This is a genomic window from Chlamydia pneumoniae TW-183 (assembly GCF_000007205.1).
Lineage (GTDB): Bacteria > Chlamydiota > Chlamydiia > Chlamydiales > Chlamydiaceae > Chlamydia > Chlamydia pneumoniae.
Genome location: NC_005043.1, coordinates 1,127,978 through 1,148,913 on the forward strand (window position 1 = coordinate 1,127,978; position 20,936 = coordinate 1,148,913).

Consider the following 20,936-nt stretch of genomic DNA (forward strand, 5'->3'; position numbering starts at 1 on the left):
AAAGGAAAAAGTACTCCAATATTTATGGTTTTGGAGTCCTGATTTTCTAGTGCGCAAAGAATAAAAGAATCTAATATTTAAATATCATTTTAGGGAAAAGTTATGGTCGAAGTTGAAGAAAAGCATTACACCATCGTCAAACGTAATGGAATGTTTGTCCCATTTAATCAAGATCGGATTTTCCAGGCTTTGGAGGCAGCTTTTCGAGATACGCGTAGCTTAGAAACTAGTTCTCCACTACCTAAAGACTTAGAAGAATCTATTGCGCAAATTACTCATAAAGTCGTGAAGGAAGTCCTCGCTAAAATTTCAGAAGGTCAGGTAGTCACTGTAGAGAGAATCCAGGATCTTGTAGAGAGTCAGCTCTATATTAGCGGGTTGCAGGATGTGGCTCGCGATTATATTGTTTACAGGGACCAACGCAAGGCAGAGCGCGGTAACTCTTCGTCCATAATTGCCATCATACGTAGAGACGGGGGAAGCGCTAAATTTAATCCTATGAAGATCTCTGCAGCTCTCGAAAAAGCATTCAGAGCGACGCTCCAAATTAATGGGATGACTCCTCCTGCAACACTATCCGAAATTAATGACCTTACCCTTAGGATCGTTGAAGATGTCCTAAGCCTTCATGGTGAAGAAGCTATTAATCTGGAAGAGATCCAAGATATTGTTGAAAAGCAACTTATGGTTGCCGGCTATTATGATGTGGCCAAGAATTATATTTTATATAGAGAAGCTCGTGCACGAGCCCGTGCTAATAAAGATCAAGATGGACAAGAAGAGTTTGTCCCCCAAGAGGAAACGTACGTTGTTCAAAAAGAAGACGGCACCACCTACCTTCTGAGAAAAACAGATTTAGAAAAGAGGTTTTCTTGGGCATGCAAACGCTTTCCTAAAACTACAGATTCTCAACTGCTTGCAGATATGGCATTTATGAATTTGTATTCAGGAATCAAAGAAGACGAGGTCACCACAGCATGCATCATGGCGGCACGTGCCAATATCGAGAGAGAACCTGATTACGCTTTTATCGCAGCAGAACTCCTCACGAGTTCCTTGTATGAAGAGACCTTAGGATGCAGCTCTCAAGACCCCAATTTATCAGAAATACATAAAAAACATTTTAAAGAATACATCCTCAATGGAGAAGAGTATCGCTTGAATCCTCAATTAAAGGATTATGATCTCGATGCTCTTAGTGAAGTCCTAGACCTCTCTAGAGACCAACAGTTTTCCTATATGGGAGTCCAAAATCTCTACGATCGCTATTTTAATCTGCATGAAGGACGACGTTTAGAGACTGCGCAGATCTTTTGGATGCGGGTTTCTATGGGCTTAGCCTTAAATGAAGGAGAACAAAAGAATTTTTGGGCAATCACTTTCTATAATCTGTTATCCACATTCCGCTATACCCCAGCAACTCCTACATTGTTTAACTCCGGAATGCGTCATTCCCAACTCAGTTCATGCTATCTTTCCACAGTAAAAGATGACCTAAGTCACATTTATAAGGTGATTTCTGATAATGCTTTGCTTTCTAAATGGGCAGGGGGAATTGGAAATGATTGGACAGATGTCCGTGCTACAGGAGCTGTAATTAAGGGAACCAATGGAAAGAGTCAAGGCGTCATTCCCTTCATTAAGGTTGCCAATGATACTGCAATTGCAGTGAATCAGGGGGGCAAACGTAAAGGTGCTATGTGCGTATATTTAGAAAACTGGCACTTGGATTACGAAGACTTTTTAGAATTGCGGAAGAATACAGGAGATGAGCGTCGTAGAACTCACGATATCAATACAGCAAGCTGGATTCCTGATCTCTTCTTTAAGAGACTAGAAAAAAAAGGCATGTGGACACTCTTTAGCCCCGATGATGTCCCAGGTTTACACGAAGCCTATGGGTTAGAGTTTGAAAAGCTTTATGAAGAATATGAACGTAAGGTTGAATCTGGGGAAATCCGTCTTTATAAAAAAGTAGAAGCCGAAGTGCTGTGGCGTAAAATGTTAAGCATGCTTTACGAAACAGGGCATCCTTGGATTACATTTAAAGATCCTTCGAATATTCGCTCAAACCAAGATCATGTTGGCGTCGTACGCTGTTCTAATCTATGTACAGAGATTTTATTGAACTGTTCGGAATCAGAGACTGCAGTTTGTAATTTAGGTTCCATAAACTTGGTAGAACATATCCGTAATGACAAGTTAGATGAAGAAAAATTAAAAGAAACTATCTCAATAGCCATCCGTATTTTGGATAACGTTATTGACCTGAACTTCTACCCTACACCAGAGGCTAAACAAGCCAACCTAACTCACAGAGCTGTGGGGTTGGGGGTTATGGGATTCCAGGATGTTCTTTACGAGTTGAACATTAGCTATGCCTCACAAGAAGCTGTCGAATTTTCTGACGAGTGCTCGGAGATCATCGCATACTACGCTATTCTAGCCTCGAGCTTACTCGCGAAAGAACGAGGTACATATGCTTCTTATTCAGGATCTAAGTGGGATCGTGGGTATCTACCCTTAGATACTATCGAGCTTCTCAAAGAAACTCGCGGAGAGCATAATGTTCTTGTAGACACATCAAGTAAAAAAGATTGGACTCCAGTTCGTGATACTATCCAGAAATACGGAATGAGAAATAGCCAGGTCATGGCAATTGCTCCTACAGCAACGATCTCGAATATCATAGGGGTCACCCAATCTATAGAGCCCATGTATAAACATCTCTTTGTAAAGTCCAACCTTTCCGGAGAGTTTACGATCCCCAACACCTACCTGATTAAAAAACTTAAGGAATTAGGACTTTGGGATGCAGAAATGTTAGATGATCTAAAATATTTTGACGGATCTCTATTGGAAATTGAAAGGATCCCTAATCACTTGAAAAAGCTTTTCCTTACGGCATTTGAAATCGAACCCGAGTGGATTATAGAGTGTACCTCTAGAAGACAGAAATGGATTGATATGGGAGTTTCTCTAAATCTGTATCTTGCTGAGCCAGATGGTAAAAAACTCTCCAATATGTATCTCACGGCTTGGAAAAAAGGATTAAAGACTACCTATTATTTAAGATCTCAAGCTGCAACATCAGTAGAGAAATCATTTATAGATATCAATAAACGCGGCATTCAGCCTCGTTGGATGAAAAATAAATCAGCGTCCACAAGTATTGTGGTCGAAAGAAAAACAACCCCCGTTTGTTCAATGGAAGAAGGTTGCGAATCTTGTCAATAACGGAAAAAAGAGGAGCTAAAATGGAAGCAGATATTTTAGATGGAAAGCTCAAACGGGTTGAGGTAAGTAAAAAAGGATTGGTGAATTGTAATCAAGTAGATGTCAATCAGCTAGTCCCTATCAAGTATAAATGGGCTTGGGAACATTACCTCAATGGATGTGCAAACAACTGGCTTCCTACTGAAGTTCCTATGGCAAGAGATATCGAGTTGTGGAAATCAGATGAACTGTCTGAAGACGAACGCAGGGTCATTTTGTTAAACCTAGGATTTTTCAGTACCGCGGAAAGCCTAGTCGGAAATAACATCGTTCTTGCTATCTTCAAACATATCACAAACCCTGAAGCAAGACAGTATTTACTGCGTCAAGCTTTTGAGGAAGCCGTACATACACATACATTTCTCTATATTTGCGAATCTTTAGGACTTGATGAAGGCGAAGTATTCAATGCCTATAATGAAAGAGCCTCAATTAGGGCTAAAGATGATTTTCAAATGACATTAACAGTCGATGTCCTTGATCCTAATTTTTCTGTACAGTCTTCAGAAGGCCTTGGGCAGTTCATTAAAAACTTAGTAGGATACTATATCATTATGGAAGGAATCTTCTTCTATAGTGGTTTTGTAATGATTCTCTCTTTCCATAGACAAAATAAAATGACAGGAATTGGAGAACAGTACCAATACATCCTCAGAGATGAAACCATACATTTAAATTTTGGAATCGATCTTATCAATGGAATTAAAGAAGAAAACCCCGAAGTTTGGACTACGGAACTACAAGAAGAAATCGTCGCTCTTATTGAAAAAGCTGTAGAGCTTGAAATTGAGTACGCTAAAGATTGCTTACCTCGAGGAATCTTGGGATTAAGATCTTCGATGTTTATAGATTACGTTCGTCATATTGCAGATCGTCGTTTAGAGAGAATTGGGTTGAAGCCTATCTATCACTCCAGAAATCCTTTCCCTTGGATGAGCGAAACCATGGATCTGAATAAAGAAAAGAATTTCTTTGAAACCCGGGTTACCGAATACCAAACCGCTGGTAATTTAAGTTGGTAATTTCACCTCTTTTTCAAGGGAGTTTTGAGAGATGGTCTTAGATCGTCTCTCAGGATTTTTCAGCTTTCCCTTCCGAAGAAAGTCCTTAGAAAAAACTTCAAGAAGCTTTATACTTTCCTAAAGCAAACAGTCTCTGATTTCTGCTTTTTATGAAACCCCAAGATCTATCCCCGCCATTTTTATGGAAAGAACGCCGTCCTTGTATTCAAGATGGAGTTCTCTATGTTCCTAGACATTACTTTGAACACCAGAATTTTTCAACAAGCTACCATCAAGAATTTTTTCAAAATCATACTTCTATAGCTTGTGAACTATGCTCTGGTAATGGGGATTGGGTAGTTGCTCAAGCGCAAAAAGATCCTCAAGTACTTTGGATCGCTGTGGAACAGCGTTTTGATAGGGTAAGGAAAATTTGGTCTAAAATGATCAACCACCAGATCCAAAATTTAAGGATTGTCTGTGGTACTGCCGAAACCTTTTTCCAGTACTATGTTCCTGATCAGTTTTTGCAACGCCTTGTTGTGAATTTTCCAGATCCCTGGCCAAAGATGCGGCATCGTAAACACCGTCTTCTCCAACCCTCATTCGTTCAAGAAATCTCCCGCTCTCTCCAAGATTCCGCAGTTTTTGCTTTGGCTACCGATGATAAAACATACCTATTGGAATCCATAGAAGCGCTGCAAACACATTTAGCTCCAAGAATGGAAACACCATATTATATAAAAATGACAGATACTTATGGAAATTCTTGGTTTGAAAACCTTTGGCGGACAAAGGGACAGGAAATTTTTTATACAGAATTTATAAAAAAGGCTGGGATATAGCTGACTTGAACAGCTGACCTTCACGATGTCAACGTGACGCTCTAACCAACTGAGCTAATACCCCGAGTTCAGCTACTATCCTAACTAGAAAATGGTATCTTTGCAATAGGCTTCTTCATGTTTGCATATCGTACCCTGCTTACACATAATGTAGTCCAGGTATCACACGAAATTTTTAAAACCACAGTTGTTCCCGGAGATACAGTCATTGATGCGACCTGCGGAAACGGTAACGACAGCCTTTTTTTAGCGCGCTTGCTTCAAGGAGAGGGAAGACTTGTTGTCTACGATATCCAAAAAGAAGCGTTGTCCAATGCTTTACTATTGTTTGAAACACACTTGTCAGAGCAAGAAAGAAGTGTTATCGAAATGAAAGAGCAGTCGCACGAGCATATTTTAGAGAAAGATGTGAAGCTCATTCACTACAACTTGGGCTATCTTCCGAAAGGGAATAAAGAAATCACCACATTGGCAAGAACTACAGAAATAAGCTTAGAATATGCTTTAAACATAGTCCGCCCCGATGGACTCATTACTGTCGTATGCTATCCAGGGCATCCAGAAGGAGAAAAGGAAACACATAGTGTCGAGAGCCTAGCACAACGGTTACATCCTAAGGAATGGTGCGTGAGCTCATTTTATGTAGCGAATCGGTGTCGAGCCCCTAGACTTTTTATTTTTCAGAGACAGGGGAGTGAATCTTCGGTTGATAAGGGATAATGCGAATCTCGTGTTCCAGATCAATGCCTTGCGTTTTTAACGTTGATTGGATGATAGCTATGAGTTGCTTGACCTCATCAGAAGTGGCCTTGCCAGTATTGATAATGAAGTTTGCATGCAACGGAGAAATTTGTGCCCCTCCGATTGCTAATCCCTTCAACCCAGCTGCGTCAATAAGCTTGCCAGCAGAAGTTCCTTCAGGATTACGGAAAATACAGCCAGCAGAAGGCTGCGTATAGGGCTGCGTCATGAGCCGATGTTGCAGAATGGATTTCGAGTGGTCGGCAGAAACTTGCTTTTTTGAAAGCTGGAAGGTCGCTGATAAAATAAACTCTTGTTGTCTATGGAAGCGCGAGGAGCGATAGCTCAGCTCTAATTCTTCTACAGAATAGGAACAAAGCTCTCCTTCAGAGTTGATTGTCTCAACATTTCTCACCACGGAAGATATGTCGCTTTCATTTGTACCTGCATTCATAAAAATGGCCCCGCCAACCGACCCAGGGATGCCCGCAGCAAACTCAAGTCCCGAATATCCATTATAGGCAGTCGCTTTACCTAAAGCTGCAAAGGAAAGACCCGAATACGCTTTAATACGAGCATCCTCTAGGAACTGTTTACCATAGATTGCATTGTAGAGTACAAAGCCATCAAAACCACGGTCATCAAATAAACAATTAGAGCCTTTCCCTATGATGAGGAAGGGATAGTTGATTGAATGTAGGAAACGGATAACTTCACGAGCCTCCTCAATAGTATGGATGGCTTTAAAGTAATTTGCAGGTCCTCCAATGCGGAAAGTGGAATACCTATTCAGCCACACACTACGACGAACAGGAAAAGGAAAATGCATAGGCGCAGCTTCTTTCATTTTTAGAATCCCTTGGTCTAAATTAATCAGATTGATAAAGAATTTTCATTTAGAGATGAATCTGTGAAAATGTCATTCAAAATCGCCTGAATGAAAGGACAGGCTTCTGAATAACTAAACTTTTTAACTAGACGAATTGCTTCTGCAATAAGAATGGCCTTGTTAATGGGTGGGCTGTAAAAATGCTCAAAGAGAGTCAGGCGTAGGACATTTTTTTCTACAAGATCTAAACTATCAAAAGACTTATTTTTAAGAGCATTCCCAATAATTAGATCCAATTCTTGTGATTTTTCTAAAATGCTTTTAGTCTGGTTTAAAGCTACGAGTACGTGTTTTTGAGACACCGCAGTTTGTGACATAAGCAAAGGAACTAAACTGTCCTCTGCTGAAGGAGCCATATCTAGGGCATACAACATCTGCAAGATGATTTCTCTCATCTTTTGCTGAGGGAATTCCTTCGAGATCGAAATAGGGGACCCCGAGAATTTTTCAGGACTCAATGTGGCCATGACAAGCAACCAAAAAATAGTTAATAATACACATTTAACTGCTAAAGAGGTCCTTAGCTAAGGAGTTGTGAGAAAGAAACAAGGTTATCTATTAGAAAGTTTTAATTGCAACAAAAACTTCTTAGTTGAAAAATGTACTTTGTTTTCGGAACTCACTTATTTTCTGATTCAGAGAAAGAGTTGCTGGAGATTTTTTATATAAAAATTTTTAATTTCTAAAGACGACAAGGATAATTATGAGAAAGGGATTTCCGTTGCTTTTCTTTTCCTAATACCCTAAGATAGCCTTCTTCTTGTCTAGAACGGATAAAAGATCGGATTGTCTTTTCTGGAACACTCAGTGCTTTCAGACCATAGCAATTGTCTTAACAGGAAATTGAGATAGAGTGTGGCATTAAATTTTAAGATTAACAGGCAAATAAGAGCTCCTAAAGTTCGTCTCATTGGTTCAGCCGGAGAACAGTTAGGAATACTTGCTATCAAAGATGCTTTGGATTTAGCCCGAGAGGCAGGTCTTGATTTAGTTGAAGTTGCTTCAAATAGCGAGCCTCCTGTATGTAAGATCATGGACTACGGTAAATACCGTTATGGTCTGACAAAAAAGGAAAAAGATAGTAAAAAAGCTCAACATCAGGTGCGCATAAAAGAAGTTAAGCTTAAGCCTAACATAGACGAAAATGATTTTTCGACTAAGTTAAAGCAAGCGCGTACGTTCGTTGAAAAAGGAAATAAAGTCAAAATTACATGCATGTTCCGTGGTAGAGAATTAGCTTATCCAGAACATGGTTTTAAAGTTGTTCAAAAAATGAGTCAGGGTTTAGAGGATATTGGTTTCGTTGAAGCTGAACCCAAACTAGCAGGTCGTTCCTTGATTTGTGTTGTGGCTCCAGGAACAGTAAAAACAAAGAAAAAACAGGAAAAGTCTCATGCCCAAGATGAAAACCAATAAGTCTGTTTCAGCACGTTTTAAATTAACAGCCTCAGGCCAATTAAAAAGAACTCGTCCAGGGAAGAGACATAAGTTGTCTAAAAAGTCTTCGCAAGAAAAACGCAACCTATCTAAGCAGCCTCTTGTAGATAAAGGTCAGGTAGGTATGTATAAGCGAATGATGCTTGTTTAAAGGTAAGGAAAGTTAGTTATGGTAAGAGCAACAGGTTCGGTAGCTTCTAGACGTCGTCGTAAACGTATATTAAAACAAGCTAAAGGTTTCTGGGGTGATAGAAAAGGGCATATTCGTCAGAGTCGCTCTAGTGTCATGCGCGCTATGGCATTCAATTACATGCACAGGAAAGACCGTAAAGGGGATTTCCGTAGCCTTTGGATTGCTCGTCTTAATGTCGCTTCAAGAATTCATAGCCTCTCTTATAGCCGTTTAATCAACGGCTTGAAATGCGCGAATATTTCTTTAAACAGAAAGATGCTTTCAGAAATAGCTATCCACAATCCTGAAGGTTTTGCAGAAATTGCAAACCAGGCTAAAAAAGCTTTGGAAGCCACAGTTTAGGGATTAGAATTTCTATGGAAATGAAAGAAGAGATTGAAGCTGTAAAGCAGCAATTTCACTCTGAGTTAGATCAGGTGAACTCTTCTCAGGCACTTGCAGATCTTAAGGTCCGCTACTTAGGAAAAAAAGGAATTTTTCGGAGTTTCTCAGAAAAATTAAAGCAATGTACAGATAAGGCAAAACTAGGTTCCCTTATCAACGACTTTAAAACTTATGTAGAGGATCTTTTACAAGAAAAAAGCCTTGTGCTTCTTGCTTCAGAACAAGCCGAAGCCTTTTCTAAAGAAAAAATAGATAGCTCTCTCCCTGGAGATTCTCAACCTTCTGGGGGAAGACACATTTTAAAAAGTATCCTCGATGATGTTGTCGATATTTTTGTTCACCTAGGATTTTGTGTTCGAGAAGCCCCTAACATCGAAAGTGAAGCCAATAATTTTACCTTACTCAACTTCACTGAAGATCATCCTGCTAGACAGATGCATGATACTTTCTATCTAAATGCTACAACAGTACTGCGAACACACACATCAAACGTACAGGCTCGTGAACTAAAGAAACAACAACCTCCAATCAAAGTTGTTGCCCCCGGCCTATGTTTTCGTAACGAAGATATTTCTGCACGTTCTCATGTGCTCTTCCATCAAGTGGAAGCTTTTTATGTAGATCACAATGTAACGTTTTCGGACTTGACTGCAATCCTCAGTGCATTCTACCATTCCTTCTTCCAAAGGAAAACAGAGTTACGTTTTAGACATAGCTACTTTCCTTTTGTTGAGCCAGGTATAGAAGTAGATGTCTCTTGTGAATGTTGTGGCAAAGGATGTGCCCTTTGCAAACATACAGGTTGGCTGGAAGTTGCGGGAGCGGGAATGATTCATCCCCAAGTACTACGTAACGGAAATGTTGATCCTGAAATCTATTCTGGGTATGCTGTTGGCATGGGAATCGAAAGATTGGCAATGTTAAAATATGGCGTCTCCGATATCCGACTTTTTAGTGAAAACGATTTAAGGTTTTTACAACAATTCTCTTAAGGAAGAATGGCAGAGCGGTTTAATGCACCTGTCTTGAAAACAGGAGACCTGAAAGGGTCCGGGGGTTCGAATCCCTCTTCTTCCGTTTCCTTTTTATTCACGTTTATTCCGATAGAGGAACTTTGTGGCTAAGAGCCACGAGTTTCTGGTATTCAACGAGTTCTTTCTTTTTTCTTTTGATTTCTTGCCTTTTCAGGTTTCATAGTTTTTATTAACTTTTAATTTTCTCTTTATTAATTATTTATATCTAAATCTATTATTTTTATTTTTAAACTAATTGATGGTTAATTTGTTTTTATAATAAATTAGAAAGACGATCTCATAAAAAATAATCTAACTTTTTTGGTTCCATCGAGGAGGTAGAATGAAAAGGTCTCGACGTAACTTCGAACAGGCTTTAGAAAATTTAGAAAAGCTCAAAGAGATTTCTTTAGCTACCTCGAATGATTCCTACCTAAATAATCCAGCACGCTTCAACCAGAGAAAACAAACAGGCTCTTCTGTCATGGAAATGAAAGAGGCTCTGAAAAATGTTGAAAATTATCTACTCGAAATCAGCTGTGTTTCGAAAAGTCATGCAGATAAAGCTCTTAAAGAATCAGATTTTTTAATTGCAGGTGTGCAAAACGTCTTTTCCTTTTTAGAGAACCAAGAAGACCTCTATAAGTCTTTACTAGACGAATATTCTGAAGTTACTAAGGCTTATGATGAGGTAAAAAAGAATCTTAAAGAAGTCCCAACTTATGACCTCTCGACAGATGAAGAAACCGAGGAACACAAAGAACCCGAGTGCTTTTTAAATAACCTTGTTGAAGTTAAGCGGGACCGTTCCTATGAGCTTTTCTACATGCTAGATGAGCAAGACAAACGCTTTTATAACGATGCTCTTGTCCAGATCATCTATAAGCAAAATAAACTACACGAAACTGTAAATGAAGGTGACCCCCTAACTAAAACACTCCTCTGGAATAGTGAAGAAGTTAAAAACATTGCCTCTTCGCTGGTTATCGTAAATGATATGCCCTTGCGATTGTTTTATCAGCGTGCTTTAAGCCATTTAGACATCGAAGCTGTGGTCAAAGTTCATAACGCAGTCATGGCGTTGTTCTTCTCAAGATACGAAGCTACAATGGTCTTCAAAAGCCCTAAGAAGCATAATATATGGTACTTTAATGACTTTTTGCTCTTTTTGAGAGAAGCATGGAAAGACTTAAATAATAACGTGATTGATTCTCAAGAGAGAAAACAGACGAAACTTCTTGCTTCCGCTTTAAGTCTCGGGATCTTTGAAAGCAAACTAGTATTTGAAGAGGCATCTCGTTATCTCTACTTCAATATTCAAACGAAATTAGAAAACGCCAACGGGAAGAAGCCTCTTTCACCAGGACAATATCTTACAGACGCTTATGAAGAACTTCATCGTCTTATCTCTAAATATCCTAACGGGCCTCTTTTTAAAGCTATGGATAGAGTTTTAGAACATGAATCCCGTCCCTATGATCCTATGATTTTAGGAATCCTCCCTAGCCTTGAAGGAACGTTAAAGCTCCACGGGAAATCTATAGATATCATACGATCTCCCAGTCCTGTGACCCAAAGCTCGATTTTGTATGCTAATTGTAATGAGGAATTCTTAGGGTTTCTTAATGCTAAAGCACATCGCAGTGAGGTGACTTTAGTTCTAAATATTCAGAATCGTATATCAAGAAAAGAACGTGCGCGAAGCCGTGTTATCGAAGAAGCTTTAGAACAAGAAGAACACGCCCCCTATGTCCACGCCTTCTCTTTCCCTGAACCCGAAGAACTCCTCCAGAATTTGGAAAGTATTCATGGAGATATTGAAACTTTTGCTGATTTCTTTTCTATTCTGCAAGAAGAGTTTCATAAACCCCTTCTTGCTTCATCATTTTTTCTAACGAAAGAATTAAAAGAGTTCGTAGGTAGCTTCTTAAAAGAAAAACTCACGGCGTTGAAAGACATTTTCTTTGCTAAGAAAAAAATTCTATTCAGAAATGATAAGCTTTTGCTTCTACACCTCCTCTCGTACCTAATTGTCTTTAAGTTAATAGAACGTACCAATCCCAACTCTATTGTCGTCGTATCTAAAGATGGGCTGGATTATGTTTCTGTCTTTATTGCGGGATTTGCGTTCTTTTCTAGGGAAGCGTTTTGGGATGAACATAGCTTGAAACTATTACTTACGAATGTTTTATCTCCTACACTCGTAGCTAGAGATCGTCTGGTCTTCGTATCCCATATTGAACTCTTAAGTAAATTTGTAAACTGTCTAAAGAAAAATCGTCAGGGATTTTCTAGTCTGAAGTCTTTCTTCAAAGATGACATTGAAGGTTGGGAGTTCACCGGGTACTTGCATGAACTCACTGAAGTTTCGCATAAGCATAATTTGTAAGTAGAAAGAGTACTATAAGAGGAAAAGCCATCACAGGAAGTGTGGGAAGAACGCTGCTACTGGCTAAGACGATTCCCGCCTTTAGGAAGACAAAGAAAATATTTACCGTCCCTAAAGGGATCAAATAGGCTAGAGTGACCGTTGGTGTTCTACTAAATCTCAAACAGAGATAGGCAGATAAAATGATAGCCGCCATACAGGCAAGTGGTGAAATTAAGACGTAATAGAATTGAGCCAGAAGAGAAAGAATCCTTTGTGGCACTTGTGTCGAGAGTCCTAAACCTGTAGCGTTCCAAGGGATGGCCTTGAAAAATTCTGAAAGACGGTTTTTATTCCCTGCAGAAAATAGCTTGGAAAAAGGATTTTCATAGAAATTAAACTCGATCTCAGGAAACTCCTTCATATCGAAAAACTCCTTAAGCTCAAGATTTTCTGAATCATTAGCGAAAAATTGTGTGACATTTAAACCAATCGGAAGAGAGAGGGTGGTGAACGCTAACTTTTCCATGGTGTAAATGGTTTTAGGATCTTTGATCCAGAAGACATTATTTAAAGTAAGCGTCTTAGGCTCAATAGAAGAATATAAGAGTACTGTTTGATCTTTGAGGTAAAGAGCAGGAATTTTTCCCTGCTCTTTATCTGTCGTGCCTCTATCCATATTTTCTTTAGTAATAGAGATTTTCTCGCAAATAGGATGCAACCACTGGAAATTCGCATAGAGCACCATCATGATCACAGCTCCCGAAAGGAGAAGAGGATGCATTAGAGATTTTAAGGAGAGACCAGAAGCTTGTAGAAGAATAATTTCTCGCTTATTTTGCATAGCAAAAAGCGTGCTTGTTGTTGCTACTGCAACAAGCTGAGGCATGAGGAACTCTGCTTTTAACGAAATCTGTGCTAGGTAGTACAATATAGAGAGCTTGACAGAAGCTCCAGAAGCAGCTGTAGAGGCCCCTTTAAGGGTATGCAAAGAGTGATGAATGGAAGCATAGAATATAAGAGCAAGTACCAAAAGAGAGGTAAGTGCAAACCAAAATCTAGTGAGTAAGTGGCGTTTCCAAATCAACATACGTTAAGCATACCCTCGACTTTCCCTATACGCGCGAGCAGCAAAGACAACCCAAGAGACCAATTGGGGGAAGACAAATAGCATGAAGGCTAGGGGTAGATTTTTTGTATTTTTCCCAACGATAAGCAGAATAAGGTCCAAAATAGGGAAAATGAAATATAAAGCTATAGATTTTCGAAATCTAGGTTTATGAATTCCAAGGATCATGCCAGCATACGTCAGCGTGATACAGAGAAAACCAATAGCAACTCTTCGGAGCGTTTCAGGAAGATGCGGGTGCTTTAGGGACTGTTTAACAAGCTGCTTCCAAGGCAGATAGTCTGTCCGTGTCTTTAAATAAGATTTTCCTGCAAACAATGTTGAAGTAATCTTGGGAATTAGCAATTCATCTAAGGTTTCAATATAGAATCTTTGAGAAGATGGTGAGGAAGATTCTGTTAACGAGTCTGGAAGCTTTGAGATAAAGACCACATCCTTAGCTTTTACAGTATCTTTAGTAGTGTCAGGGATGATACTTTTTATAATTCCCACATGGGAGATCTCATTATTTCCTTTTAGAGCTACAATGACATTGTCAAACTTGCTTTTAGCACAATGATCTACAGCGATGAAAATACGATTGTTTTCTTTTTTCTGTAGAGTCTGTAAGAGCAGGGCTGGTGATGTCATTGCCATGTTTGCAATTTCCTTGCATGTTTGATAGCGACAAATTGAAGCAAGCTCTGAGCATGTGTAAAAGTTTAAACAGCAAATGGCTCCAGAAACCATCAAAACAGGAAACATGATGATGCTTTGAGAAGCTCCAGACGCTCTTAGAAACGTCATGTGGTTGTTATCTGATAATTTACGGAAAAGAGAGAATGCTGAGACAAAACAAGAGCCAGGGAGAATAAAGGGAAGAAGGTAGGGGATTTGGTAAGCCATTAAACGTAAGACTGTATCGTAAGGAACGTCTTTAGCAATGTAGGCAACAATTTCCTGTAGAGAGCTAATTATAGAAATACAAATTAAGCTTAAGGTACAGAAAGCTGCTGTTTTTAAGTAACGGAAAATGAGAACTTTCCATAAAATAGGCATGGCTTACCTGGTAATTACAATTTCTTAGATGCCTTGATAGAGTGAAAGAGTCACGATCTGTTTTGAAAAATCCCTAGCAACACTATTCTTTTCAATGATTTTTATATAGGCGTATAAAATGGTACTAAGCTCAGATTTACTCCGTGATGATAAGCAATTAGATCTTTTTTTTGCTTCTTTAGATGTAAAAAAAAGATATTTGCTTGCTCTTTCTGGAGGAAGCGACTCTCTTTTTCTTTTTTATCTACTTAAAGAGCGAGGGGTTTCCTTTACTGCGGTACATATAGATCATGGTTGGAGGTCTACCTCTGCTCAAGAAGCTAAAGAGTTAGAGGAACTTTGCGCTCGTGAAGGTGTTCCCTTCGTTCTATATACTTTGACTGCTGAAGAGCAAGGAGATAAAGATTTAGAGAATCAGGCAAGAAAGAAACGGTATGCTTTTCTTTATGAATCCTATCGACAATTAGATGCGGGAGGAATTTTCCTCGCTCATCATGCCAATGATCAAGCAGAAACGGTCTTAAAACGTTTGTTAGAAAGCGCCCATTTGACTAATCTCAAAGCTATGGCGGAAAGATCATACGTTGAAGATGTGTTACTTTTACGACCTTTGTTACATATTCCTAAAAGCTCGTTGAAAGAAGCTCTAGACGCTCGCGGTATTTCTTATTTGCAAGATCCTTCAAATGAAGATGAAAGGTATTTAAGAGCGAGGATGCGGAAAAAACTTTTCCCTTGGCTTGAAGAGGTCTTTGGAAAAAATATTACCTTTCCTTTACTAACTTTAGGTGAAGAATCAGCAGAACTATCCGAGTATCTTGAGAAGCAGGCACAACCATTTTTTTCTGCCGCTACCCATCAAGATTCTCAAGGAGAGCTTCCCTGTCCAGACTGCCTCATTCAACAAGCGTTTTTATGCAAATGGGTTATGAAGAAATTTTTTAATAATGCTGGAATTGCTGTTTCAAGGCATTTTTTGCAAATGGTTTATGATCATTTATCTCGGAGTTCTTGCGCAACTTTGCGCATGAGGAATAAGATAGTAATCATAAAACCTGGAGTAGTAGTGATAGATTAGAAAGTATATACTCATTATCTTCTCTATATGTGAAAAAAAGAGAGAACACTAGGTCATTGTATTAGTGCCTGTTCATATTTTTTATTTGGCTGTTATAGTTTAAAATATTTTTTCTAAAACAAAATAATAAAAAATATGTTATATTGAATAATTATCCGTCTGATTGATTAGCTTAGTTGTGAAGTTTATGTCGAAAGATAAGAAAATGAAACCTGAACCGAAAAAAAATTTCCCTACAGTCTTTTTTTTTCTTTTGTTTGGCGTGGTTTTTGGTGTAGTCGCATTTCAAAATTTTCTAGCTGGAAAGAAGGCTAGAGTCGGTTTCAGTCATCAAATCGAGCACCTTGTTAACTTACGTCTGATTGTTCCAGAAGATAGCCATAAGATAGCTCTTAATGACAACTTAGTTTCTTTTGGCGGACGTTTTCGTGATGTCCAAACTCAAGAAGGACAACTACGTTATCATTATCTAGAGCTTATTGATCAGGGCCATCGGTTAGACCTTGATCTTCAAGAGACGAGCAAGAGTCTTACGACCTTAGGGAAAGAGGTCACGAATTCCATACTTTGGTTTTCTGCAATTTCTGGATCCCCGATTCCTGAACAAGGGTATGCCATTTCTTATCCGAGTGAAGTCAGCGGCTCTGTATTGACAGAACCTCTCGTTGTTACAGGACCTGCAACTCCACAGCTAATCAATCTCCACTCTCTGCAGGAGCGTTATCCTACACTATCACGATCTCCAGAAGCTTTACGCACCTATGGATCCGATCTTTATGAGTTAATAGGAAAATATCTATCTCCTGTTTTAGGAATAGGATCTGAGACGCTAAAAAGAGAACTTAAAGATCTCTACCAGCAAGTGGAAGTCTCCTTAACTCAGGAGACGGATACGGAAGCAGCCTACACCCTTTATGGGCAGGTTCTTAGTACTTTGAACAGGATCTCTTCTTCTTTAGTCGTGTCTGAGGGAGGAGAACGTTTTTCTCAACTCCGTTCTGTACGTCTCTATCGGGAGGAGTGGAATAAGTATCATAAATTGGTGGAAGCGCGCGATCTGAATCAAGCGCAACTAGAGAAGCTCCGTGGTGAATTAAGCCAGACAGTTTGGTATTTTAATAACCAAGAGCTCTCCTCCCGTAGTTTAGAGAAACAAGATCCTGAAGTTTTTGGCCATTGGTTTGCCGGGGCTAAGGAAGAGTGGACTGCCTTTAAATTTAACCACTCCCTATCATTTAAAGCTCCAGACCAACCAAGAAATCTCGTTTTAGAGAAAACATTTAAGAGCCAAGAGCCTTCGCCACATTATTTAGGATATCTTTTCACATTCTTACCTATCATCTTAGTTCTACTCTTTGTCTACTTGGTGTTCTCTCGTCAGATGAGAGGCATGAGTGGTTCTGCAATGTCTTTCGGGAAATCCCCAGCGCGGATGCTCCTTAAGGGACAGAATAAGGTTACCTTTGCTGATGTTGCTGGTATCGAGGAAGCTAAAGAAGAGCTCATCGAGATTGTTGACTTCTTGAAAAATCCTAATAAGTTTACCAGTTTAGGGGGGCGTATTCCTAAAGGAGTCCTCTTGATAGGACCTCCAGGAACAGGAAAGACTTTGATAGCTAAGGCTGTATCTGGAGAGGCGGACCGTCCCTTTTTCTCCATTGCTGGTTCTGATTTTGTTGAGATGTTCGTTGGAGTCGGTGCTAGCCGTATCCGTGATATGTTTGAGCAAGCAAAACGTAATGCTCCCTGCATTATCTTTATTGATGAAATTGATGCTGTAGGACGTCATCGTGGTGCCGGTATTGGTGGTGGTCATGATGAAAGAGAACAGACATTAAACCAGCTTCTTGTAGAAATGGATGGGTTTGGCACCAATGAAGGTGTCATTCTTATGGCTGCAACAAACCGTCCTGATGTCCTAGATAAGGCTCTATTGCGCCCAGGACGTTTCGATCGACGTGTTGTAATGAACCTTCCTGATATTAAGGGACGTTTTGAGATTCTTATGGTACATGCCAAGAGAATCAAGTTAGATCCTACTGTAGATCTTATGGCCGTGGCTAGAAGTACCCCAGGAGCTTCTGGAGCAGATTTAGAGAATTTATTAAATGAGGCTGCCTTATTAGCAGCACGTAAGGATCGAACTGCAGTGACTGCTGTTGATGTCGCTGAAGCTCGTGATAAAGTTCTCTATGGTAAAGAGCGTAGAAGCTTAGAGATGGATGCCGAAGAGAGAAAAACTACAGCGTATCATGAGTCTGGTCATGCCGTTGTAGGGCTTTGTGTACAGCATGGAGATCCTGTAGATAAAGTTACAATCATTCCAAGAGGGCTCTCTTTAGGAGCTACTCATTTCCTACCAGAGAAAAACAAGCTCAGCTATTGGAAAAAAGAACTTTACGACCAGCTCGCAGTGTTGATGGGAGGTCGTGCTGCTGAGGAGATTTTCCTCGGAGACATTTCTAGCGGTGCTCAGCAAGATATATCTCAGGCTACAAAGTTAGTGCGTAGTATGGTTTGTGAATGGGGAATGAGTCCTCAGCTAGGAAATGTGACTTATGATGAGCGTTCCGATGGCTTGACAGGCTACGGTGGTTATCATGAAAAGAGCTATTCAGAAGAAACAGCAAAAACTATCGATACAGAATTGAGAATGCTTCTAGATGCGGCATACCAACGTGCGTTAGATATTATTAATGAGCATAAGGCAGAAATAGAGCTTATGACTCAGATGCTCATTGAATTCGAAACTCTTGATTCTAAAGATGTGAAAGAAATTATGGACCATACTTGGGATCCTGAGAAGAAGAGAGCACGTCTAAAAGAAGAAGGGATGCTATTTAAAAAGTCTTCCGACGATCTTCCTCCTCCTCCTCCCAAGGAAGACACTCTACCTGGTTTGGGGTTTAATGCTACGTAGGTAGGAATACCTCAAGATGCATTCTGATCCGAAAAGAACCTAGGAAATCCTCCTAGGTTCTTTTTTTGTCTCAATTGAATCAGATTAGAGTTAGATGTAATCATAAAAAAAGCTAGTCTTTCTAAGAAGACTAGCTTTTCATGTTAAGCGTATAGAATAGAATGTATGTGAAAGATTATTCTAGAGTTGCTTTATGGCTCAACTTAAGTTGACCTTTTTCATTGATGCTTAAGAGTTTTACATCAATGATATCGCCTTCCTTAACAACATCACTTATATTTTCTATTCGCTGTCTAGAACACTCAGAGATGTGGCAGAGTCCTTCTTTTCCGGGGAGAACTTCAACAAAGGCTCCAAACGCAACTACGGAAGTTACGCGACCTCTGTAGGTTTTTCCAACTTCAACTTCTCCAACTAAACCTTCAATGATTTCTTTAGCTTTATTGATAGCTGATGCTGAGGACGCAGAGATGCTAACAACTCCTAAGTCGTTAACATCAATTTGGACGCCAGTCTCTTCAATGATCTGACGGATTTGCTTGCCTCCCGGCCCAATTACTGAAGCAATTTTTGTTGGTTTAATTTGCATTGTTTCAATACGAGGCGCGTATTGAGATAGGTCTGCTTTGGGAGCTGAAAGGGCTTCGTTCATAATATTTAAAATATCATTACACCCTTGCTTCGCTTGGGAAAGAGCTTTCTTCATGATAGCTGGAGTGATTCCTTCAACTTTGATATCCATTTGGAAGGCTGTAATTCCTTTACCACTCCCTGCTATTTTAAAGTCCATGTCTCCAAGGTGATCTTCAAGACCGGAAATATCAGAAAGGATAATCGCTCCTTGATCATCAAGGATCAATCCCATAGCAATTCCTGCAATAGGAGAAGAAATAGGGACGCCAGCGTCCATAAGAGCGAGGCAACCGCCACATACAGAAGCCATGGATGAAGAACCATTAGATTCTGTAATATTAGATTCTATACGGATGGTATAGGGAAATGTAGCGCTATCAGGAAGAGCATGACTTAAAGCCTTCTCTGCCAATTTGCCATGGCCAATTTCTCTCCTTCCTGGAGAGCCGATTCTTCCTACCTCTCCAACAGAGAAGGGAGGGAAGAAGTATTGTAAGTAAAATTTTGAAAGTCCTTCACCATTCAAATCCTCATAGCGTTGAGCCATTGCCTCACTGCCTAAAGTACATACCGCAAGTGTCTGAGTCTCTCCACGAGTGAAGAGGCAGCTTCCGTGAGTACGAGGAAGGTAAGAAGTTTCAATAGTAATAGGACGGACTGTAGTTAAAGAACGTCCATCTGCACGGATCTCTCTATCTCTTATGAGAGCACGCATCGTGTCAGATTTTAAAGTTTTACATGCCGCTTTGATGTTAAAAGAAGAGAAAAGATCATCATCTTCGCGCTGTAATTTTTCTAAAATATTTTCTTCAATCTCATGCGCAGTAGCTGCATGTACTTTTTTATCTTTAATATTAAAGAGTTCAGTAAACTTGTCTTGCGCACACTCTTTCACAGCTGTTAAAACTTCTGCAGGAAGAGGATATACAGCACTTAGATTTTTAGATTTTCCAATTTCTTCTTGCCACAACTGTAATCTTTTACAGATGGTAACAATATGCTTGTGACCAAATTCTATGGCATCAAGTACTTGCTCTTCGGTAAAGAAATCGCAATGACCTTCTATCATTAGAATAGCGTTTTCTGTTCCAGCTAATACAAGATCTAAAGTAGAGGATGCTAACTCAGTTTTTGTAGGATTGATGACCCATTGGTTATCAATACATCCAATCCGTACTCCAGCAACAATGTTGCTCTGTGGAATATCTGAAATTGCTAAAGCAGCAGATGCTGCGCAGATAGCAAGAGGATCAGGTAAAACTTGACCGTCATACGACCATACATAAGATAAAACTTGCACATCTTGCATGAGTCGGTAGGGGAAGGAAGGACGTAGAGACCGATCAATCAATCGAGAAACTAAAATTTCTTTTTCAGAGGGGCGTCCTTCTCTTTTTATAAATCCACCAAGAGTTTTCCCTGTGGAAGAGAATTTTTCTTGGTAGTCCACTCGTAAAGGAAGAAAGTCTACTTTGTCATCAAGATCTACAGCGCATGCACTTGCAAAAACACAGGTTTCCCCTGAACGGACAAGAACAGCTCCGTTAGCTTGACGAGCAATTTTCCCTGTTTCAAACACCAATATTTTACCTTCGGTCAGATTAATAGAAATAGTTTGAAAATTCATGAAGGTCTCCTGTTAGATATTTGTAAAGGGAACGAAAAAACTACTTACGTAGATTCAATCTTGTAATTAAATTTTTGTACCTTTCGGTATCTGTAGAATTAAGATACTCCAAGAGCTTTCTCCTTTGACCAACAAGCTTAAGCAATGCTAAGCGGGAGTTTTGGTCTTTAGGGGATCTTTTAAGATGTTCTTTCAATTCTGCGATATGTTCCGTGAGAATAGCAATTTGTACATCTGCCGATCCTGTATCCTTTTCATGAAGTTGAAACTTCTTTGTGATTTCTTCCTTAGTTCCTTTATCCAAAGACATCGGATGTCTCCTTAAAATAATTGCCGCAAAAGCTGATTATACTTGAGAACATGG

General features: G+C 39.6%; 17 protein-coding genes and 2 tRNA genes. 12 read left to right on the forward strand and 7 right to left on the reverse strand.

Annotation, left to right across the window (positions count from 1 at the left end; genetic code table 11):
• Positions 1–102: 102 nt before the first annotated feature.
• The 3 genes from CPB_RS05085 to CPB_RS05645 all read left to right on the forward strand — a co-directional run bounded on the left by CPB_RS05085 (position 103) and on the right by CPB_RS05645 (position 5,122).
• Entirely contained in the window at positions 103–3,237 is a 3,135-nt protein-coding gene (locus tag CPB_RS05085; protein ID WP_010883617.1) for a ribonucleoside-diphosphate reductase subunit alpha, read from the forward strand.
• Entirely contained in the window at positions 3,234–4,298 is a 1,065-nt protein-coding gene (locus CPB_RS05090) for a ribonucleotide-diphosphate reductase subunit beta (RefSeq protein WP_264370741.1), read from the forward strand. The genes CPB_RS05085 and CPB_RS05090 overlap by 4 nt, the downstream gene beginning before the upstream one ends.
• A gap of 149 nt (positions 4,299–4,447) precedes the next feature.
• The gene (locus CPB_RS05645) at positions 4,448–5,122 is read left to right on the forward strand and encodes a tRNA (guanine(46)-N(7))-methyltransferase TrmB (RefSeq protein WP_010883619.1); all 675 of its coding nucleotides are present in this window, start codon (positions 4,448–4,450) and stop codon (positions 5,120–5,122) included.
• Here the strand turns inward: CPB_RS05645 and CPB_RS05095 are convergent.
• Positions 5,113–5,186: transfer RNA gene (locus CPB_RS05095), tRNA-Val, on the reverse strand. The genes CPB_RS05645 and CPB_RS05095 overlap by 10 nt on opposite strands.
• 53 nt (positions 5,187–5,239) lie before the next feature.
• Here CPB_RS05095 and CPB_RS05100 point away from each other — a divergent pair.
• Positions 5,240–5,842, forward strand: coding sequence for a tRNA (mnm(5)s(2)U34)-methyltransferase (locus CPB_RS05100; RefSeq protein ID WP_010883620.1), 603 nt, complete (start codon positions 5,240–5,242; stop codon positions 5,840–5,842).
• Here CPB_RS05100 and murB read toward each other — a convergent pair.
• Together murB and nusB are read right to left on the reverse strand one after the other, a co-directional pair.
• Positions 5,796–6,710, reverse strand: coding sequence for a UDP-N-acetylmuramate dehydrogenase (gene murB, locus CPB_RS05105; RefSeq protein ID WP_010883621.1), 915 nt, complete (start codon positions 6,708–6,710; stop codon positions 5,796–5,798). The genes CPB_RS05100 and murB overlap by 47 nt on opposite strands.
• A gap of 26 nt (positions 6,711–6,736) precedes the next feature.
• Positions 6,737–7,219 (reverse strand): transcription antitermination factor NusB, encoded by a 483-nt coding sequence (nusB, locus tag CPB_RS05110; protein ID WP_010883622.1) that lies wholly within the window; start codon positions 7,217–7,219, stop codon positions 6,737–6,739.
• A gap of 388 nt (positions 7,220–7,607) precedes the next feature.
• On the opposite strand from nusB, the gene infC reads away from it, so the two are divergent.
• The 6 genes from infC to CPB_RS05140 all read left to right on the forward strand — a co-directional run bounded on the left by infC (position 7,608) and on the right by CPB_RS05140 (position 12,168).
• On the forward strand, positions 7,608–8,168 hold the full coding sequence (gene infC / locus CPB_RS05115; RefSeq protein WP_010883623.1) for a translation initiation factor IF-3: 561 nt from the start codon (positions 7,608–7,610) through the stop codon (positions 8,166–8,168).
• Positions 8,146–8,340, forward strand: a complete 195-nt coding sequence (rpmI, locus tag CPB_RS05120; protein WP_010883624.1) for a 50S ribosomal protein L35 — start codon at positions 8,146–8,148, stop codon at positions 8,338–8,340. Before infC ends, rpmI begins: the two co-directional genes overlap by 23 nt.
• A gap of 18 nt (positions 8,341–8,358) precedes the next feature.
• On the forward strand, positions 8,359–8,724 hold the full coding sequence (gene rplT / locus CPB_RS05125; protein WP_010883625.1) for a 50S ribosomal protein L20: 366 nt from the start codon (positions 8,359–8,361) through the stop codon (positions 8,722–8,724).
• Positions 8,725–8,738: 14 nt separating this feature from the next.
• Positions 8,739–9,758: a phenylalanine--tRNA ligase subunit alpha gene (locus tag CPB_RS05130; protein ID WP_010883626.1), complete on the forward strand. Its 1,020-nt coding sequence runs from the start codon at positions 8,739–8,741 to the stop codon at positions 9,756–9,758.
• A tRNA-Ser gene (locus tag CPB_RS05135) sits at positions 9,759–9,843 on the forward strand.
• Between the two features lie 279 nt (positions 9,844–10,122).
• Positions 10,123–12,168 carry a hypothetical protein gene (locus tag CPB_RS05140; RefSeq protein WP_010883627.1) on the forward strand — a complete coding sequence of 682 codons (2,046 nt, stop codon included), beginning with the start codon at positions 10,123–10,125 and terminating at the stop codon, positions 12,166–12,168.
• On the opposite strand, the gene CPB_RS05145 is transcribed toward CPB_RS05140, so the two are convergent.
• Together CPB_RS05145 and CPB_RS05150 are read right to left on the reverse strand one after the other, a co-directional pair.
• Positions 12,137–13,237: an LptF/LptG family permease gene (locus CPB_RS05145; RefSeq protein ID WP_010883628.1), complete on the reverse strand. Its 1,101-nt coding sequence runs from the start codon at positions 13,235–13,237 to the stop codon at positions 12,137–12,139. The two genes, CPB_RS05140 and CPB_RS05145, sit on opposite strands and share 32 nt — an antisense overlap.
• Before the next feature lie 3 nt (positions 13,238–13,240).
• Positions 13,241–14,314, reverse strand: a complete 1,074-nt coding sequence (locus CPB_RS05150; protein ID WP_011126274.1) for an LptF/LptG family permease — start codon at positions 14,312–14,314, stop codon at positions 13,241–13,243.
• A 118-nt stretch (positions 14,315–14,432) separates the two neighbouring features.
• On the opposite strand from CPB_RS05150, the gene tilS reads away from it, so the two are divergent.
• A complete protein-coding gene (gene tilS / locus CPB_RS05155; RefSeq protein WP_010883630.1) occupies positions 14,433–15,392 on the forward strand; it encodes a tRNA lysidine(34) synthetase TilS in 960 nt (319 codons plus the stop codon).
• A 187-nt stretch (positions 15,393–15,579) separates the two neighbouring features.
• The gene (gene ftsH, locus CPB_RS05160; RefSeq protein WP_010883631.1) at positions 15,580–18,312 is read left to right on the forward strand and encodes an ATP-dependent zinc metalloprotease FtsH; all 2,733 of its coding nucleotides are present in this window, start codon (positions 15,580–15,582) and stop codon (positions 18,310–18,312) included.
• A 175-nt stretch (positions 18,313–18,487) separates the two neighbouring features.
• Here ftsH and pnp read toward each other — a convergent pair whose 3' ends face one another.
• Positions 18,488–20,572 carry a polyribonucleotide nucleotidyltransferase gene (gene pnp / locus CPB_RS05165; protein WP_011126275.1) on the reverse strand — a complete coding sequence of 695 codons (2,085 nt, stop codon included), beginning with the start codon at positions 20,570–20,572 and terminating at the stop codon, positions 18,488–18,490.
• A 40-nt stretch (positions 20,573–20,612) separates the two neighbouring features.
• Positions 20,613–20,882, reverse strand: coding sequence for a 30S ribosomal protein S15 (gene rpsO, locus CPB_RS05170; protein WP_010883633.1), 270 nt, complete (start codon positions 20,880–20,882; stop codon positions 20,613–20,615).
• Positions 20,883–20,936 lie beyond the last annotated feature (54 nt).

What these genes read in the sequence shown, in the direction of transcription:
- CPB_RS05130 (WP_010883626.1), top strand. Translation starts at nt 8,739, where the DNA reads ATGGAAATGAAAGAAGAGATTGAAGCTGTAAAGCAGCAATTTCACTCT.
- pnp (WP_011126275.1), bottom strand. Translation starts at nt 20,572, where the DNA reads ATGAATTTTCAAACTATTTCTATTAATCTGACCGAAGGTAAAATATTG.
- CPB_RS05100 (WP_010883620.1), top strand. Translation starts at nt 5,240, where the DNA reads ATGTTTGCATATCGTACCCTGCTTACACATAATGTAGTCCAGGTATCA.
- nusB (WP_010883622.1), bottom strand. Translation starts at nt 7,219, where the DNA reads ATGGCCACATTGAGTCCTGAAAAATTCTCGGGGTCCCCTATTTCGATC.
- ftsH (WP_010883631.1), top strand. Translation starts at nt 15,580, where the DNA reads ATGTCGAAAGATAAGAAAATGAAACCTGAACCGAAAAAAAATTTCCCT.
- rplT (WP_010883625.1), top strand. Translation starts at nt 8,359, where the DNA reads ATGGTAAGAGCAACAGGTTCGGTAGCTTCTAGACGTCGTCGTAAACGT.
- rpsO (WP_010883633.1), bottom strand. Translation starts at nt 20,882, where the DNA reads ATGTCTTTGGATAAAGGAACTAAGGAAGAAATCACAAAGAAGTTTCAA.
- CPB_RS05150 (WP_011126274.1), bottom strand. Translation starts at nt 14,314, where the DNA reads ATGCCTATTTTATGGAAAGTTCTCATTTTCCGTTACTTAAAAACAGCA.
- CPB_RS05145 (WP_010883628.1), bottom strand. Translation starts at nt 13,237, where the DNA reads ATGTTGATTTGGAAACGCCACTTACTCACTAGATTTTGGTTTGCACTT.
- tilS (WP_010883630.1), top strand. Translation starts at nt 14,433, where the DNA reads ATGGTACTAAGCTCAGATTTACTCCGTGATGATAAGCAATTAGATCTT.
- CPB_RS05085 (WP_010883617.1), top strand. Translation starts at nt 103, where the DNA reads ATGGTCGAAGTTGAAGAAAAGCATTACACCATCGTCAAACGTAATGGA.
- CPB_RS05140 (WP_010883627.1), top strand. Translation starts at nt 10,123, where the DNA reads ATGAAAAGGTCTCGACGTAACTTCGAACAGGCTTTAGAAAATTTAGAA.
- murB (WP_010883621.1), bottom strand. Translation starts at nt 6,710, where the DNA reads ATGAAAGAAGCTGCGCCTATGCATTTTCCTTTTCCTGTTCGTCGTAGT.
- CPB_RS05645 (WP_010883619.1), top strand. Translation starts at nt 4,448, where the DNA reads ATGAAACCCCAAGATCTATCCCCGCCATTTTTATGGAAAGAACGCCGT.
- rpmI (WP_010883624.1), top strand. Translation starts at nt 8,146, where the DNA reads ATGCCCAAGATGAAAACCAATAAGTCTGTTTCAGCACGTTTTAAATTA.